The 18,206-nt window shown below is 51.9% G+C and carries 15 protein-coding genes; 3 read left to right on the top strand and 12 right to left on the bottom strand.

Translation table 11 applies throughout. The annotated features are described in order from the left end of the window. Positions 1 to 3: 3 nt before the first annotated feature. From cooS to C3F13_08115, 11 genes are all read right to left on the bottom strand, one after another. A complete protein-coding gene (gene cooS / locus C3F13_08065; GenBank protein PWB53852.1) occupies positions 4 to 2,025 on the bottom strand; it encodes a carbon-monoxide dehydrogenase catalytic subunit in 2,022 nt (673 codons plus the stop codon). A 3-nt stretch (positions 2,026 to 2,028) separates the two neighbouring features. Next, positions 2,029 to 2,424 (bottom strand): hypothetical protein, encoded by a 396-nt coding sequence (locus C3F13_08070; protein PWB53853.1) that lies wholly within the window; start codon positions 2,422 to 2,424, stop codon positions 2,029 to 2,031. A 116-nt stretch (positions 2,425 to 2,540) separates the two neighbouring features. Then, positions 2,541 to 3,173, bottom strand: coding sequence for a hypothetical protein (locus tag C3F13_08075; GenBank protein ID PWB53854.1), 633 nt, complete (start codon positions 3,171 to 3,173; stop codon positions 2,541 to 2,543). Continuing rightward, positions 3,136 to 3,606, bottom strand: coding sequence for a hypothetical protein (locus tag C3F13_08080; protein PWB53855.1), 471 nt, complete (start codon positions 3,604 to 3,606; stop codon positions 3,136 to 3,138). The genes C3F13_08075 and C3F13_08080 overlap by 38 nt, the downstream gene beginning before the upstream one ends. Before the next feature lie 12 nt (positions 3,607 to 3,618). Next, on the bottom strand, positions 3,619 to 4,161 hold the full coding sequence (locus C3F13_08085; GenBank protein PWB53856.1) for a peptidase M52: 543 nt from the start codon (positions 4,159 to 4,161) through the stop codon (positions 3,619 to 3,621). A 31-nt stretch (positions 4,162 to 4,192) separates the two neighbouring features. Then, positions 4,193 to 5,659, bottom strand: coding sequence for a Ni/Fe hydrogenase subunit alpha (locus tag C3F13_08090; protein ID PWB53857.1), 1,467 nt, complete (start codon positions 5,657 to 5,659; stop codon positions 4,193 to 4,195). A 15-nt stretch (positions 5,660 to 5,674) separates the two neighbouring features. Then, positions 5,675 to 6,664: an oxidoreductase gene (locus tag C3F13_08095; protein ID PWB53858.1), complete on the bottom strand. Its 990-nt coding sequence runs from the start codon at positions 6,662 to 6,664 to the stop codon at positions 5,675 to 5,677. Continuing rightward, positions 6,661 to 7,140, bottom strand: a complete 480-nt coding sequence (locus tag C3F13_08100) for a methyl-viologen-reducing hydrogenase subunit delta (GenBank protein ID PWB53859.1) — start codon at positions 7,138 to 7,140, stop codon at positions 6,661 to 6,663. The genes C3F13_08095 and C3F13_08100 overlap by 4 nt, the downstream gene beginning before the upstream one ends. Before the next feature lie 12 nt (positions 7,141 to 7,152). Further along, complete coding sequence (locus tag C3F13_08105) at positions 7,153 to 9,165, bottom strand: disulfide reductase (protein ID PWB53860.1); 2,013 nt, start codon at positions 9,163 to 9,165, stop codon at positions 7,153 to 7,155. A gap of 2 nt (positions 9,166 to 9,167) precedes the next feature. Then, positions 9,168 to 10,136, bottom strand: coding sequence for a disulfide reductase (locus C3F13_08110; GenBank protein ID PWB53861.1), 969 nt, complete (start codon positions 10,134 to 10,136; stop codon positions 9,168 to 9,170). Beyond that, on the bottom strand, positions 10,133 to 10,714 hold the full coding sequence (locus C3F13_08115) for a heterodisulfide reductase (GenBank protein ID PWB53862.1): 582 nt from the start codon (positions 10,712 to 10,714) through the stop codon (positions 10,133 to 10,135). The genes C3F13_08110 and C3F13_08115 overlap by 4 nt, the downstream gene beginning before the upstream one ends. Before the next feature lie 290 nt (positions 10,715 to 11,004). Here C3F13_08115 and tkt point away from each other — a divergent pair, with 290 nt between their 5' ends. From tkt to tal, 3 genes are read left to right on the top strand one after another with little or no spacing between them, the layout of a single operon-like run. Continuing rightward, entirely contained in the window at positions 11,005 to 13,023 is a 2,019-nt protein-coding gene (gene tkt, locus C3F13_08120; protein ID PWB53863.1) for a transketolase, read from the top strand. Between the two features lie 55 nt (positions 13,024 to 13,078). After that, positions 13,079 to 13,534: a ribose 5-phosphate isomerase B gene (gene rpiB / locus C3F13_08125; GenBank protein PWB53864.1), complete on the top strand. Its 456-nt coding sequence runs from the start codon at positions 13,079 to 13,081 to the stop codon at positions 13,532 to 13,534. A 10-nt stretch (positions 13,535 to 13,544) separates the two neighbouring features. Next, positions 13,545 to 16,325 (top strand): transaldolase, encoded by a 2,781-nt coding sequence (gene tal, locus C3F13_08130; GenBank protein PWB53865.1) that lies wholly within the window; start codon positions 13,545 to 13,547, stop codon positions 16,323 to 16,325. Between the two features lie 50 nt (positions 16,326 to 16,375). Here tal and C3F13_08135 read toward each other — a convergent pair whose 3' ends face one another. Further along, the gene (locus C3F13_08135; GenBank protein PWB53866.1) at positions 16,376 to 18,082 is read right to left on the bottom strand and encodes a long-chain fatty acid--CoA ligase; all 1,707 of its coding nucleotides are present in this window, start codon (positions 18,080 to 18,082) and stop codon (positions 16,376 to 16,378) included. Positions 18,083 to 18,206: the final 124 nt, after the last annotated feature.

An 18,206-nucleotide genomic window follows, 5' to 3' on the forward strand; every position in this document is an offset into this window, starting at 1 on the left:
TCTTTAATCAGCAGCGGTGCCGTAAATTTTCTCACGGCGTTCAGAGATGGGTAGTTTTTCAAACTCGAGCATGCGTGTGTCACCACTTCGGCCGAATTTCGCCGGGTCATATACCGGCAAGCCGAGGGAGGCGCGTTTCTTGTCAATGTGCTCCAGAGATCTGCGAACCATCTCGTTAATGTCGGAGACGAATTCGAGCTTTCCACCATACAGCTTTTCCCAACCCTCGGTGCTAATGTACTTGAGCACCACATCACTGTCGGAAACACGGTCGGGCATACCGCTGATTGGGCTGGCACCACCAAAAATGACATAAGCACCGGAAGCAACGCAATACGTGGCAATGGCCAGGGCTTTCTCGCTCATCCACTCAGGTGCGAGACCTACCGCAGGGATCTGGTCGATATCATCACCAAGGCCACCCTCTAACACCATCTGAGTTAGTACTGTCAGGATGCGGGTATTATCGACACAGGAACCCATGTGCAACACGGGTGGGATACCCACAGTCTCGCATATCTCGCGTAAACCCGGTCCGACCTTATCCAGTCCGGCTTCACCGAGTAGCAGACCGAGCTTGGCAGCCGCAATGGCACCACAGCCAGTCTCTACCACCAGCACATCCTGCTTGAGCAACTCCTGAGTGACATAGGTGTGGAGGTAATCTTGTTTGCTGCGGGGGTTGTTGCAGCCGACAATGGCAGCCACACCACGAATACGGCCGGACATGATGGCATCGTTCAAAGGCCTGAAGGAGGCTCGATAGCTGCCACCCAGCATGTAGTTGATGTACTCATGCGAAAATCCGGGGATAAGATCCTCCCGGATCTGCGGGATGTGGATCTTGCCGCGGTTTTTATAATTATCGATGGAAGCTTTTAATATTTGCTTGGCGATGGTAAGGGCTTTGTGCTCATCGAATTCGATATGCATGGCACCCTTAATTTGCACCTTGGGGGAGGTGGTGATGATCTTGGTGTGGAAATTCCCTGCCAGCTCGACAAGAGCTTGCATGACACATTGCACATCTACCACCATGGATTCCACAGCACCAGTCAGGATGGCCAGCTCCTGATGCAGGAAATTCCCTGCAGCGGGGATACCCTGGCGCATTAAGATCTCGTTGGCTGTGCAGCAGATCCCCGACAGGTTGACACCCTTAGCACCAGCCGCCTTGGCGTATTCGATGATCTCCGGATCTTGAGAGGCGGCAACGATCATGTTGCTCAGCGTGGGTTCGTGCCCGTGCACGACGACATTCACCATATCATCCTTCAGCACGCCCAGGTTAGCCTGACCAAGCAGGGGTGCCGGAGTGCCGAACAGGATATCCGAGATATCGGTAGCCATCATGCTTCCACCCCAGCCATCGGCCAGACCGGTGCGGATTGCGTGATGTAAGATGTGCACAGCGTCCTGGTCATCACCGATGTGCGTGCGGTGGAGGGCTTCAACCACCTCGCGGTCAACACCCCGGGGGACAACGCCTTGTTCCCGCCATAATTTTTGACGCTTTTCGGGTGCCCGCCTGATGCACACGATCTCCCCTTTTTGCTGGCCATATTGCGAGAGGTATAAATCTGCCAGGTCATTGGCGATATCGTTGGGTGATCGGCCTTCAATTTTGATACCATATATCGAAGCGATGTTTCGAAGCTTGGCAACATCGCGAATCATGTAACCTTCGGTTTGACCATTGGCGACGGCTTTCAATGTGAATGCCAGATCGCGACCATGATCTGAATGGGCGGCTGTACCAGCTGCGATTGCCCTCACCAGGTTACGCGCCTGGATGGTGTCGATGGTCGCACCACATACACCCACCTGGCCTTCCTTGGTTAACCGGCATGGTCCCATTCCGCATTGCTTGCAGCACATCCCAGCCCCACCAATATTGCAGGGGACCATTTCTTCAGCCCGGCTAAAGGCAGTGTTAATTCCCAGTTCATCCGCTCGGATGAGCATCTCCTGGGCCGCAGGATCTGATGTCCTATCCTCGTTGCTTCTTTTACCTTTAAGTACCATTGATTAATCCTCCATTGGCTTTGAAATAATACCCATACCAGGGCAAGGCCAGAGAGGACGGCCCAGGTAGGCTACATTTTGTGCGAAAGTTACCGTTAATCGAGTCTGTTCGTAGGCTGCCGTATGGCGAAAATACGGCTTCAAGCCTTCGGTAGAATGGTAGGCTGTAGCACCTGACTCGATGGGTACAGTCCATTCCCCCAGGTATCCCGCCTCATCCAGCTTCATAGCAATTTGCAGGTCGTTGATCTTTTCAGGGTCGTAGGTCACCTCTACAACCTGGAAGGCGCTGCTGGCATACACATCTTCCACCCCAGGCAGCTCCAACAAAATCCGTCTCACCTCGGTAACATGGTGATCCCCGTACAGTGAGGGGGTCTCGAAAGTTACTTTTAGCATATGTTCCTCCAAAGGCATTGATAAGATATAGAATTAATGATGAATGCAAAAAAAGTGTATTATTTTAAGAAGTCGTCCTCCAGGATAGAATGTCAGCTTTTTTATGTACAAAACGCTTAAAATTGGTCATCGGTGGCCCGTAAACGCAAGATCAGGTGGGTTACATCGCGTAGCTCCCCATCTGGGAGCATGAAGTAGTCATCAAAAACGGTTTTTGGCTCAAATCCCAGGTTCTGGAAGGAGCGGATGATGGGTGTCTGGTCGCTGGGGATCTGTGCTTCGATCAGGTACAGATTGTGGCGCTTGGCAAGCTCAATCAAGCCCTGCAGCAGCCGGCTGCCTACGCCGCGGTGCCGGAAGTCCTTAGGAAGAAATATGCGTACTTCTGCTCGGTGCCGGGCAGGCCCCTGGTTGAGATGCAAGCTGGCCAGACCTACGATTCGGCTGCCAAATACAGCCACCAATGGAAATACCTTGGTATAGTCCAATTCATCTACCCACTGGTCGATAACCTTCGTATCGATGAGATTATGGCGCATATACTTCAAGTCATCCACTGATACTGGTCCGAATAGATCAATTAATGCCTGGCGATCGTCATGGGTGAGTGGGCGGAGTAGAATCCGGGCACCATCCTTTAGGGTGAACACCTGGCGGTAGATGAGATCTTCCTTGGTAACCATACCTGCGCTCCTTGGTCTACTAATTGCCTTATTTTGCCCATGCCGCAGCGAGCTGGACGCGTGCATAGGCCAGCCGTTCCATAGCTGCTTTCGCAGTCTCTCGCATTAAAATGCAATACAATCTTGGGTCTTTTTCAATCAGCTTGTTCAGTTCACCGGCATCGAACTTGATCACCCTGCTAGCCTGCTCTGCCTTGACCGTAGATGTAAACTTGTAGGGCTCGATAAACACGCTGATGGCGAATACCTCGCCGGGGTTGATTTCACCTACTAAAAAATCTTTGCGGGTGTTTGGGTGGAATTCTTCTTCCGACTTGTAATACAGGCTGACTCCGCCATCCATGAGTAGGTAAAATGCCGTAGCAGGCTGCCCTTCCTCGCATATAACAGCGCCTTTGGCGAAGGATTCCTCTTCAGCAATCATGGCAAATGCCTTGATCTGAGCGTCTGATAGTGAACCGAAGAATGGATAACGGCGAATAATTTCAGGTGAAACCATCGGGATTCCTCCTCAGTTTATAGATTGGTCTATGTTGGGTGCTTCTTCAGCACCTGATTCTATCAGTAAATCCTGAATAATTCTTAATGCTTGGGGGACAGCGGCAGCCACTGCCGGCGACATTTCATCTGAGAACTCGTATATCTTCTGAGATTCAACGGTTACAACCGATATAACCTCGGGCAGCTGAGCTCCGAGGGAAAGACCCATCTGAAGGGCATTCACCAGCGATGTGTCATGCGCTGAAGTCATATGCCCTGAGGTCAGGTTGGGTAAATCTTCAAGTTTATAGCAGCTAACGCTGCCCACGGGAGCCTGGTGAGTAATGATCGCGTCTATTAGAATTGCCCTGTCATAACCGATGAGCGCTTCCATTAAGCTAATTCCACCCAGTGCCAGGCATTCGATGGTTACGTTTGATGGAATACCTTGTGTCTTCTGTAGCTCTTGTGCAATCTGCCAGCCGATTCCATCATCTCCTAATATGGGGTTCCCCAATCCAACAACTAACGTTTTCACTTGGTTATGGTCTGATAAATTGAGTGAAGGCTCCAGGAGAGATTCCCAGAGCCTTCACTTCGTTCATTTAGCAATTCTGTTTTAGGATGTTAACGGTCTCGCCGTTGGCATCTTTGATGATGATCTCAAGTGGCATCTGACCGGGCAGGCTGTGCGTTGCGCAGCCGAAACATGGGTCGTAGGCTCGGAAGGCCATTTCAACCATATTGAGTATTCCTTCCGAAACTTCACCGCCCTTCTTGATCAGATTTTGAGCCGCCTTCTTGGTTGACATCTGGATGGGTGCATAATTGTTGGTTGTCCCAACGATCAGGTTGACCTTGGTGGTGATCCCGCGCTCATCGGTCCAGTAGTGATGGGTGAGTGTGCCGCGAGGCGCTTCAACGATACCCACACCTTCGGTGGGGGTTTCGGTCGGGATGGTGCGGAAGTTATCACTGGTGATTTCCGGGTCCGTTGCGAGTTCCACCCACCGCTCAGCTGCATAAAGCAGCTCGATCAGTCGGGCCCAATGGATCGCCAGTCGCTGGTGGACCGGTTTTCCGCCCAGGGTGCTATAGAACTTCTCGTATTCAGCCTGGGCTAATGGGGTGGCCATACCATCTGCCGCATTGAGCCGTGAGAGTGGTGTAGCCATGTAAACGCCCGAATCCTTGCCATCTACGAAACCTTTCCAACCAACTTTCTTAAGGTAGGGGAATTTCAGGTATGTCCATGGCTCGACATGTTCAGCGATCCAGTCCATATACTCATTGGCTGCGTACTTCCCCAAGCGCTTGCCTTCGGGGTCAACCACACTGACCTTACCGTCGTAGAAATTGACTTTATTGTTCTCATCGACGGTACCGATGTAATAGGTGTGGTGAGTGTAGATGTCTCCCAGGATCAGGTCGACGTATTCTTTATTGCCAAGGACGATATCGTTGAAGGCTTGCAGGGAGAACTGGGCAAATTCGATCGCCCAGCGGCCCATATTCTCGATCTCTACGCGTTGTTCCTCGGTGATACCTTTGGTCAATCCTCCAGGGATCGAAGTGCAGGGGTGAACTTTCCGCCCACCGATCATCTCAACCACGGTGTGGCCGTACTTGCGCATCTGAAGCACCTTGCCACCGATCTCCAGGCCCACCTTGTGGATGACACCCAGGATATTGCGCTCAGCAACCGGTGCAGTCGGCCCCATGATAAAGTCTGGGCCGGCCAGGGCATAAAAGTGGGTGGTATGGTCGGTGCAGTAGAAGGCGCTGTACAGCAGCTCGCGTAGCATCTTGCCAGTGCGAGGTGGATCGACATGGTACACAGCATCGACGGCTTTGGCACCTGCCATGTGGTGGGCCTCGGGGCACACACCACAGATGCGGTTGGTCAGAATGGGTACTTCTTCGACCTGACGGCCGACACAGAAGCGTTCAAAACCGCGCAGCTCAGGGATTTGGAAGTATGAGTTGGCGAAATTTCCCTCGTCATCCAGGAATATTTCGATCTTTCCATGGCCTTCCAGCCGGGTGATGGGGTCAATTGATATTCTTTGCATGGTTTCCTCCTCCGGTTATCCTTTCCACGCGGGTTTACTGAAGCGCAGCAGCGAGCCTGCCAGGTTGAAGCGGTAGAACTGCCCGGCTGGGTCGGGGATGCCTTCAAAGATCTTTTCAATCTCTGCCGGGTCGTTGCTATCTACCACCGAAGCTACTGCGGTCATCAGGCGTGATCCGTAATCTTCAGCACCTTCAGCGGGGCCGTAGCAACCAATGCAAGGGCTACCAGCTTTCGGGCACAGTGCTGAACAGCCACTGCGCGTGGCAGGGCCACTGCACAGCACGCCTTGCTCGAGGATGCACAGCTCGGGATCAATCATGATGTGTTGGATGCGCTCGAACTTCTTGATCTTCTTTTCGTTGCGCTTGCGGGTACATTCATCACAGACCGTAGAGTTACCCACGCCAATGACCGATCCAGCGGGAGGTAGCTCGGCTTTACCTTGCAGCACCTGGATCACCAGGTCGATCACAGCCGCGATCTGGTGAGACTCGGGCGGGCAACCAGGCATGTAGTAATCCACCGGCACGACCTGGTCCAGTGTCCGCACCACCGGGTAGAGCGTGGGGATATGTAGCTCGCCCTCAGGCACGCTGAATTTGGTGTTGGGGCGGATATTCTGGGGATTGTCAGTCGATGGTGTGCTGAATGCAGTGTCTACGATCTCCTGGATATTGCTCAGGTTAGCTAAAGCGGGCATACAGCCTTCATTGGCGCAAGAACCGAACGCCACCAGGAGCTTAGATTTCTTCCGTAAAAGTTTGGCGATATGCTCATTCTCGTCGTTGCGGATAGCCCCGTTGAACAGGGTGAGCAGGATCGAGCCATCTTCCATGGCTTCGACATCCTTGTACTTGGCGTCCATGGCAACCGGCCAGAAGACTACCTCGAAATTGGCATCCACATCCAGGATTTTCTCATGGATGTTGAGCACTGCGATCTCACAACCACCGCACGAAGCAGCCCAGTACATGGCAAATTTAGGTTTTCCGTTACCGCTCATGCCGACACCTCCTTGACCAGCATTTGCTCTGGCATGGCGAACATCTTCTCCAGGCCACCTCCACTGGTTGGCCACTGCAGAGGGCCTAGTTCCCTTACCTGCTCGACGAATTTGTTGACCTCATCGGTGAAAATGGCGCCTTCAGCTGCGCTGGCCCATAATAGTTTGATTCGGCCAGTCTCGATGCCCAACTGCGCCAGGGTCTTCTTGAGGATGACGAAGCGCCGCATGGCTTTATAGTTCTGCTCTACATAGTGGCAGTCACCAGGGTGACAGCCGGTGATCATCACGCCGTCCGCTCCCCCGGCAAAAGCCTTGAGCACGAAGGTTGGGTCAAGGCGTCCGGAGCACATCAGGCGGATCAGGCGGATGTTGGGTGAATATTTCATCCTGGCTGTGCCTGCCATATCGGCTGCGCGATAACTACACCAGTTACAGGTGAAACCGATGATTACGGGTTCGAATTGATCGCTCATATCGTTCTCCTTTTATGCCGGCACAGGCTCTGGCTCAAGTCGTTTGACATTGAGCAGTAAGAGGCCTTCGAGCTGAGCCAGGATTTGCTGGTCGCTGAAGCCAGTTCCAGTGATCGCACCGGCCGGGCAGCCTGCAACGCAGGTGCCACAACCCTGGCACAAGGCTGGGTTGACCTCGGATACCATCTTGTCTTCGTGGAACAGGATGGCACTGAACGGGCAAAGGTTGTTGCAGATGCGGCAGCCAGAGCACTTATCCTGGTTGACTGTCGCCCGGATGGGTTCCATAGCGACTTCTTTTTGCTGGATCTTGCCCATCACACGCGCTGCGGCTGCAGCGCCTTGGGCAACGCTGGCTGGGATGTCTTTCGGTCCCTGTGCAACGCCGGCGATATAAATACCATCGGTCATCGTAGCCACCGGATCGAGCTTCGGGTGCCTCTCGATAAGCCAGCCATCCGAGCTGCAAGAAAGGCCGAACATCCGTCCGACATCTTTTGCATCGTGGCGGGGTTCGAGCCCTGCGGAGAGCACTACCATATCAACCGGAATGCGGCGCTGCTTGCCGATCAGTGTGTCTTCGGCCTGGATGATCAGCTTGCCTTCTTCACCGGGATTGCGGGCTGCATCCGTCACTTCTGCCACACGCCCGCGGATGAAGTGCGTGCCTTCTTCCATGATGCGCTGGTAGAACTCATCGTAAGCCTTGGCTGGAGTGCGGATGTCGATGTAGAAATTGTACACTTCAGCGCCTGTCTTCTCATGCGCCAGGTGAGCAAATTTTAAGCTCTGCATGCAGCAGATGCTGGAGCAGTAATTGTTGTAATTCTTATCACGACTGCCCACGCAGTGGATGATGGCGATGGATTTCGGTACAGTCACCCCATCGCGTAAGAATACTTTGCCACCCGTTGGCCCAGCTGCATTGGTCAGGCGCTCAAACTCCAAGCTGGTGAAGACATTCGCCAGGCGCCCATAGCCATACTGGGGGATGCGTCGGGCGTCGAAAAGGTCATAACCTGTGGCCAGGATGATCTGCCCAACATCGATCTGTAAAGTAGTCTCTTCCTGGTTGAAGTTAATGGCATTGGTGGGGCAGAATTTCTCGCATGCCTTGCAAGTGCCTTTCTGGAAGAAGGTGCAGTTTTCCCGATCAATGACTGGAAACTTTGGCACAGCCTGGGGGAAGGGGGTGTAAACGGCTTTCCGGTAGCCCAATCCAGCTTCGAAGACTTCATCAACCACTTTCTTCGGGCATTTTTCCTGGCAGATACCGCAACCTGTGCAGGTAGCGGTGTCAATATAGCGGGGTTTTTGGCGGATGGTGACCTGGAAATTTCCTACGTAGCCATCTACGTGGGTTACTTCTGCCCAGGTGAGCAGGGTGATGTTGGGGTGATTCCCAACGTCGACCATCTTGGGGGTCAGGATGCAAGCAGAGCAATCGAGGGTGGGGAAAGTCTTGTCAAACTGGGCCATGTGACCGCCGATAGATGGTTCACGCTCGACCATGTAGACATGTGTTCCGCCATCCGCGATCTCAAGGGCCGCCTGGATTCCAGCGATCCCACCACCAACGACCAGCGTCGCAGGGTGAATGGGGACTCTGAGTGGGGTCAAGGGTTCATGCCAGATGATCCGCTCGACTCCGCCCGCCACGATGGCTTTCGATTTTTCAGTCGCAGCAACCTTATCTGAGTGGACCCATGAGACTTGCTCACGGATTGAAACAAGTTCGCACAGATACGGGTTCAACCCAGCGTTTTTACAGGCATTGCGGAAGGTTTTTTCATGCAGGTGGGGGGAGCAGGCAGCTACCACCACGCGGGTCAGGCCAAGTTCCTTGATATCCTTCTCGATCAGCTCCTGCCCAAGGCTAGAACACATGAACTTGTAATCTCGGGCGATCACCACTCCACGGTGCTTCAGCTGTTCAGCTGCCCACTTGGCAACATCAGCTACATCAACGGTGCCGGCGATGTTGCTGCCACAGTGACATACATATACACCAATTTTCTCTGTCATGGCTAACTCTCCTCCGGCATTCGTGGCATTGGAAGCTCTTCCTTGGAAGGTTTCTTCTTCTTGGTTGGTTCAGCTTCCGGCACCTGTACACCGATCTTGGCCAGTGCCTGCCGTGCATCCACCAGCTCTTTGCCAATGCCCAGCTCGCCAGCTGAAAAGCCGAAAGCTAAGCCCATCATCTGGGTGAAATACAGGACGGGTATGTGATATTTGGTCTTGAAAAAGCGGTTCACATCTCCCTGGTATGCATCCAGGTTTAGCTGACACATGGGGCACAGAGTGACGATGATATCCGCTTCATATTCAGCGGCATTCTGGAGTAATTGGCGGATCAACTCAAGCGCCACAGCCTGGCTGATTTGAGTCATGTGTCCACCGCAACAATGGGCTTTCATGGGGTAATCCACCACGGTTGCCCCGAGGCCCTTCATGATCTTATCGAGAGAGGTCGGATATTCGTAGTCGTCAAATTTCGACAGGTACCCCGGTCGGGTGATTAAGCAGCCATAATATGGGGCTACCTTTAAACCGCTGAGTGGTTTCGTGACTTTGGAGGCGATCGCTTCCACCCCGATATCTTCGATCATGATCTCCAGCAGGTGCCTTGCTCGAACGGAGCCGGGGGTATAGTGCAAGTCACCGGCAGCCAGAGCCAGATTGACGTTCTTAGCCAGTGTAGCGTCTTCACTCAGATAGTGATCGGCCTTGGCCATGTTGAGGAAGCACATGCTGCATGGGGCAGCCACCTGTTTCCCGTCGGTGAGCTGTTTCTCTGCCAGAGCCAGGTTGCGGGTGATGAGGGCATAAGCTGCCATGCGGTTAAGCGTCATGTACTCGGTGGCACCGCAGCAGTTCCAATCTTCCAGTTCCTGGAATTCGATTCCCAAAGGCTTGGCGACTGCCAGTGTAGACATGTTATATGAAGCTGCGTTTTTCTCAAGCGAGCAGCCGGGATAATATCCGTATTTCATATCTCACCTTCCAGTTCCTTGGCCTTTGCCAGGATTGCCTTCAGATTATCCATACCCTTGATCTTCTTTGGGGTGATGTCGATACGGCCTTTGCGGAGCAGTCCCGTTGCCATGGGCATGATCTTTGGCATATCCAGGGGATGGTACTTGAGATGGTACCAGGTCGCCAGCCCGAGCTCAAAACTTCGGCCGTAATTCTCAACATAGTGGATGAATGTTTGTGAAAACGGGGGGGCGTCTGCGGAAGACGAATCTTGATAATACTTCTCTTGAATGGAGAATCTCTTGAGTGTGTACATCAGGTCAGTGACGTGCACTTCTTGAGGGCAGCGTACCGTGCAGTAATAACACGACACACAGTACCAGGGAGTATTGCTGCTCAATACCTGGGTCTCCATACCCGCCTTGATCATTGCGAACAGGGCACGTGGTGTGTGATCCATATCGGCGCCTGAGGGGCAAGAGCCTCCACAGGTGCCACACTGGATGCACATCTCCAATCGAGGTGTTCCAGGTGTTGCAGCTACTACTCTGTCAAAAATCGTTGGAGCTCTTGCTTGCGTTGTGGCTTCCGCCATAGAAACCTCCTCTTAAATTAATACTTCCGGGTTGCCCGGTGGTTAAAATTTGGTGCTTTTGTCATTTAAATACAATAACCAAGTCTTCAAACTGTTACCAACGACTGTAACATACATTAAAACAATACATCTAAAAGGCGATGAATATATTATTGTCGAACCAGAATATCATTACCAGTGGATAAGTACATACAACATTAGTGATAATTGTCACGGGTATTATTTTGGAAGATAACTATCTTATTGCTTACGCGGTAAAATTATGCCAATCAAAAGTGCGGGAGGAAGGTATGAAACCATCGCAAGATTTAGAAAATCGCGCCATTAACACCATTCGATTTTTAGCTGCTGATGCAGTTCAGAAAGCAAATTCGGGCCATCCAGGGTTACCCATGGGAGCGGCTGCTGTGGCATACACCTTGTGGACACGCCATCTTCGCTTTAATCCGCGCAATCCTAAATGGCCAGGTCGCGATCGTTTCATTCTTTCTGGTGGTCACGGATCAGCACTGCTTTATACGCTGCTTTATCTAACCGGATATGATCTCCCGCTTGAACAGCTTATGAATTTTCGCCAATGGGGAAGCCAGACCCCTGGACATCCAGAGTACGGTCTAACCCCAGGTGTTGAAGTGACCACAGGCCCGCTCGGACAGGGTTTTTCCAACGGAGTGGGTATGGCGATCGCTGAAGCTCATTTGGCTGCCGAGTTCAATCGCCCAGGCCACAAAGTGATTGACCATTATATTTACGCGATCGTGACGGATGGTGATCTAATGGAAGGCGTATCGTCAGAAGCGGCTTCACTCGCCGGTCACCTGGGTTTGGGAAAACTTGTTTACCTCTATGATGATAATCACATCTCCATCGATGGTAGCACGGAAATTGCTTTTACTGAAGACAGGGCAGCTCGCTTTGCAGCCTACGGTTGGCACGTCCAAAAAGTACTGGATGGGAACGACACTGCTGCAGTGCACCGGGCGATCTCGCGCGCCAAGGGCGACCCTCGACCATCATTAATCCTCTGCCGGACGCACATCGGGTATGGCCTTCCCACCCGCCAGGACACTTCCAAAGCCCATGGTGAGCCTCCCGGCGAGCAGGAGCTGAATGGTGCCAAGGAAAAACAGGGCTGGCCACTCGACCCCAAGTTCTTTGTGCCCGAAGATGTCCTGGCGTTCTTCCGAAAGTCGATCCGGCGCGGCAACCGGGCTGAACGATCTTGGCGTAATGAGCTGAAAGCATACCTGGCTGAATACCCTGAGCTGGATACCGAGCTGGAACGGCGTTTAATGGGTGATTTGCCGGCACAATGGGATACTGATCTGCCCATCTTCCCAGCTGATCCCAAGGGAATGGCAACCCGAGCTGCATCAGGCAAGGTGATCAATGCACTGGCTCCCAAGCTGCCGGAATTGATCGGTGGCTCAGCTGACCTGACCCCCTCCAACGATACTTGGATCAAGGATATCCCAGATTTCCAACAAGTGACCCCTGGGGGACGCAATTTTCACTTTGGCGTGCGTGAGCACGGTATGGGTGGGGTGATTAATGGGATGTCAGTTCATGGTGGTGTCATCCCGTATGGTGGCACCTTCTTGGTCTTTTCCGACTATATGCGGCCGGCGGTGAGGCTTTCAGCATTATCGCACTATCCCAGCATCTGGATTTATACGCATGACAGCGTTGGACTTGGTGAAGATGGACCCACGCATCAACCGGTTGAACATTTGGCGGCATTACGGGCGATCCCCAATCTGGTTGTTATCCGCCCGGCAGATGCCAATGAGGTGACCGAAGCATGGAAGGAAGCCATCTCCCGTCGTCATGCACCGACAGCCCTGATATTAACCCGCCAGGCGATCCCTATCCTTGACCGCACTATTTACGCCTCTACGGAGGGCTTGCATAAAGGCGCATACATCCTGGCAGACATGGGTGATGAGCGACCGGAGCTGATCTTGATGGCATCCGGTTCGGAGGTGTGCCTGATCACCGAGGCTGGAGCGCGGCTGGCCAGCGAAGGTGTGAATGTCAGATTGGTCTCATTCCCAAGCTGGGAATTGTTCGAAGCCCAGGATGATGTTTATCGCAACGAGGTGCTGCCCCCAGATATCACGCTACGGCTTTCTGTTGAAGCCGCGGTAGCACAGGGTTGGGAGAAGTGGGTGGGCGACCATGGAACTAGTATATCCATCGAACACTTCGGAGCCTCAGCACCTTACAAGACTATTTTCGAACATTTCGGTTTTACCGTTGATAATGTCATCCAGCGTGCACGCCAGCTTGTGATGGATGGTAAGGTATAGTCGCTTTTCAAAAATTTTTTAATTGTTCTTGGTTCGAAGAATTTCGGAGCTACTTATGATAATCGCTCTTGCTTGTGATCATGGTGGATTTCCACTGAAAAACATCATAAAGGAGTGTGTGACGGAGAGCGGTCATGTGTTGCTCGATCTCGGCACAGACAGCACACAGCCCGTTGATTACCCTGATTTTGCTAAAAAATTAGGCCTGGCCATCACGCGTGGCGAGGCGGAACGCGGCATCTTGATCTGCGGTTCAGGGGTTGGTGCAAGCATCGCTGCCAATAAAATCAAGGGGATTTATGCAGGTCTATGCCATGATACATACTCAGCTCACCAGGGGGTGGAGCATGACAACATGAACGTCCTGTGCCTGGGGGCCAGGGTGATCGGTGATGAATTAGCTAAAGAGCTGGTGGCGGCATTCTTAATGGCACAGTTCTCATATGGCAAGCGTCATGTCCGTCGCGTAAATAAGGTCTATGAGCTTGAAAAAGGGAGAATTTTAGAATAAAGGTGGAAAAATGTCTACAAAGATTAATAAACTAACTGACCTCGGTCAGTCTATCTGGTTGGATTATGTGGAACGCCGTATCCTTGTAAACGGCGAATTAGCACGATTAATTGATGAAGGGGACGTGAGGGGATTGACTTCAAACCCAAGTATCTTCAATAACGCTATCGCGAAATCGAAGGACTACGATTCTGCCCTGGTCCCCATGTCTTGGGCGGGATACTCGGACAAGCGCATCCTCGAGCAGCTGATGATCGAGGATATCGAGCGGGTTGCCGACCTATTACGACCATTATTCAATCGTACGCACGGCGGCGACGGGTTCGTCAGCCTTGAGGTACAACCTGAGCTTGCCAATGATACCGAAAAGACGATCGCGGTGGCACAGCGATATTGGGAAACCGTCAATCGGCCCAACGTGATGATCAAGATCCCAGCTACCCAAGCCGGCCTGCCTGCCATCCGTAAATCCACCGCCGCAGGAATCAATGTGAATATTACCCTGATCTTCTCAATTGAACGATACAAGGAAGTCATGGAGGCCTATTTATCGGGTTTAGAAGACCGCCTGAAAGCCGGTAAACCTGTTGACCATATCCATTCAGTTGCCTCGTTTTTCGTCTCGCGCATCGACTCAAAAGTGGATAAATACCTTTCGCAGGTGATTCAAACTTCGCCTGAGCATGCGAAAGTTGCCCAGGCCTTGCAAGGTAAGATCGCTGTGGCCAATGCCCGGCTTGCCTATCGGGAGTTCCGTGTCGTATTCGAAAGCGAGCGGTTCCGAAGCTTGCAGAAGCAGGGTGCTACCATCCAGCGTGTTTTATGGGCTTCGACGAGCACGAAAAATCCCGAGTATCCCGACACGATGTATGTGGACGAGCTGATTGGAAATTACACCGTCAATACTGTTCCTCCACAGACATTGGAGGCCTTCAAGGACCACGGTAAAGTGGAGCTGACGATTGAAAAGGACCTGGATAAAGCACAAAAAGCGTTTTCGGAACTGGAAGCTGTCGGTATCTCAATAAAAAAGGTCACAGCGGAGCTTGAGGAAGAGGGGGTGAAGGCGTTTTCGGATTCTTATGAATCATTATTTGCCACGGTAAAAACCAGGTGTGAGGTAGCTGTTAACCAACTGGGTGAACTGGCCGAACCTGTTGCTGTCCGAATCTCAAAATTCGAAGCCGAGCAATTCCTTAAGCGCTTCTATGCACTGGATGGATCGCTCTGGACTGATGATCCGAAAGGTCAGGAGGAAGTGCGTATTCGCATGGGTTGGCTGGGCTTGCCTGAATCAAGCAAAGCCTTGCTACCCGGATTAAGTAAATTCACTACACAGGTGAAGGAGGCTGGATACACACAAGCCTTACTGCTTGGGATGGGGGGCTCATCTCTGGCAGCTGAGGTGATGAGCCTCATCTTCGAGAATGAAGCTCAGGGGTTGAAGCTCACCATCCTGGACTCCACCGATCCTGGCCAGGTGCTTGCGGCTGCCCGAGGAAACCCAGTTCCGACCACCTTATATATTGTATCCAGCAAATCTGGTGGAACGGCTGAAGTCAATGCCATGTTCGATTATTTCTGGCAGGTTGCACGGCGTTCTGTCGGCGAACGAGCCGGTGAGCATTTTATTGCCATCACAGATCCAGGGACGTCCCTGGAGAAACTGGCATTCGAAAAGAACTTCCGTAAGATTTTCCTCGCTGACTCGAAGGTGGGTGGCAGATACTCTGCCCTCACCGCATTTGGTCTGGTGCCGGCAGCCTTGATGGGCATCGATATAGCCCAGCTACTCGATTGCGCTGCCTGGATGTCTTCAGAAAGCAGCTTATCTCAGCCCGTTGGACGAAATCCCGGCGTGGTTCTCGGGACTGTACTGGGTGAAGCAGCCCTGCTCGGTCATGACAAACTCACCATACTTTCCGACCCTGAAATTGCACCTATTGGTGCTTGGTTGGAACAACTTGTGGCTGAAAGCAGTGGTAAGCTGGGGAAGGGTATCGTTCCAGTAGCGGGTGAACCGACATCCAAACCCCAAATTTACGGTTCTGACCGCTTGTTCGTTTACTTCCGCAGGTCTGGGGAGCTTGATCAGAAAGTAAAACAGCTACGTAAGGCCGGCCAACCGGTGCTGACCCAGGAATTTACCGAAGATTATGACCTGGGGGCCGAGTTCTACAAATGGGAACTGGCGGTGGCGACAGCCTGTTCCGTGCTTATGGTGAATGCTTTTGACCAGCCTGATGTGCAAGATAGTAAAAATCGGACGGTTGAAAAGATCGCCTATTATCAGAAGCATCACAGCTTTATAGAGGAGAAGCGACTCCTCGTAGGTCAGGGTGTGGAGATCAGCGGCAAGCTCAATATCGATGGAAGCGGGTTTGAGACGGTTGTTAAAAAATTTATTCTCTCTGGGAAACCAGGGGATTACGTAGCAATCAACGCCTACCTTGCTCGAGATCAAAAAAATACCGCCTCCTTGCGAAAGTTACGCCAATGGATATTGGAACACTCAAAAATGGCCACGATGGTCGGTTTTGGACCACGCTTCCAGCACTCTACCGGGCAGCTGCACAAAGGTGGATACAATCGGGGCTTATTCCTGGTAATCACGGCTACACCCAAGAAGGATATTGAAATCCCTGGCAAGGGCTTAAGCTTCGGCGTGCTTGAATATGGTCAAGCGCTTGGTGATATCGAAGCCTTGGAAGCACATGGCAGGCGGGTGTTACATATCCACCTGGCCTCTCCAGACTTGTTGCATACTTTTGTAGAAAAGATCACCCGATGATTAAATAAAAAATGCCGGAGTGTGTAAACCAGCCTCCGGCATTTTTCAGATCAATTTTTGGTTACTACCGCTTGGGCGGCTTGTTTTTCCATGTGCTCTCGCACAAGCTCGCGCCGCAAGACTTTCCCTACCGTCGTTTTGGGTAGTTCCTTTCTAAATTCCACCTCAGTAGGCACTTTAAATGGTGCCATATTCTTCTTACAATAGTCTCGGATCTCTGCTTCAGTGGCGGTTTCACCGGGTTTGAGGACTATCCAGGCTTTGACAGTTTCACCCCGATAAGCATCTACTACACCGGCGACACCCACCTCCATCACTTTGGGGTAAGTGGAGATCACTTCTTCTACTTCACGCGGCCACACCTGGTAACCACCCGGTTTGATCAATTCTTTCTTGCGGTCCACAATGTAGAAGTACCCATCTTCATCCATTTTAGCGATATCACCCGTGTATAGCCAGCCATCCCGCAAAGTGTTGGCTGTTTCGGTGGGCATATTGTGGTAGCCTTTCATCACCTGCGGGCCTTGAATGCACAACTCACCGACTTCGCCAGGTTTAAGCGGGGTGATGCCATCGTCCAGGCTGATGATCCGGCAGTCAACATCGGATAATGGTAAACCGATGGAGCCTGTGCGGATGTCTCCATATAATGGATTGCAATGCGTGGCTGTAGGAGCTTCCGATAATCCATAACCTTCGACCAGTTTTCCACCTGTCAACGCTTCGAATTTCTCTTTGGTCTCCCTCATCAATGGCGCCGAGCCTGAGATACAGCCTTTGATCGAGCTCAGGTTATATTTTCCGGCGATGACTTCTGGGTGGTTGTTGATCGCATTGTACATGGTTGGTACGCCGGGGAATATGGAAGCTTTGTATTTCTGGATACTGTCTAGCACATCAGCCATATCGCGTGGATTGGGAATCATCACCATCGCTGCTCCTGTGCGGATGGCGAACAACATACCTGCCACCATACCATAGACATGGAAGAGAGGAATTGCCATCAAGACGGTTTCCTTACCGTCTTCAGCAGTGGGCATCCAGCTGCGTACCTGCAGGGCGTTCGCCACCAGGTTGCGGTGTAGGGCAATGGCGCCCTTCGAGATACCAGTGGTTCCTCCGCTATACTGAAAAATGGCGGTATCTTCCGGGCCAAGATCCAGCTTCGGCCGGTCCTCCACTTTGTGACTGGCAAGGAGGTCTTTGTACCAGATATCGCCAGCAGCGAGCTCCACTCGGAAGCCGCCTTTTTTTTCCTTGGCAAGCCCAAATAGTACTGCCAGTAATGGAGGCAGGTATTCTTTAATGTTCGTCACGATGACTTTCTTTATTTTGGTGTTCGGCTGGGCTTGCTTGACCAGGTTGTAGAAGTTGCTCATCACAAAGATAAATTCGATTCCCGCATCGTTCACCTGGTGGATGATTTCTCTAGCGCTATAGAGAGGGTTGATCGATACCACTACCCCCCCGGCCTTCAGGATGGCAAAGAAAGTAATGACAAATTGAGGCGTGTTGGGCATAAATATACCAACCCGGTCTCCTTTTTTAATGCCTAGTTTTGCAATACCTGCCGCCAGGCGATCAGTAATTTCATCCATCTGACGATAGGTGGTTACCGCCCCCTTGAAAATTGTGCATGGACTATCGGGATATTTTCGTGCCGATTCTTCCAGCAAGCCAAATAATGGAATCGCTGGGTAATCAATATGCTGTGGAACACCCTTGTCGTAATGCTTAAACCATGGACGATCATCCATCGTTCTCCTCCTTTGGCAGAATGGTTGATTGATTGATCAATATTAGTATAGGATTTTAAAGGGTGGATGTCAATTAGCAATCCAAAGAGCAACCCAAAGAGTTCTCGTCCACAAGGAGCTAATT

The organism is Anaerolineales bacterium (genome assembly GCA_003105035.1).
GTDB lineage: Bacteria > Chloroflexota > Anaerolineae > Anaerolineales > UBA4823 > FEB-25.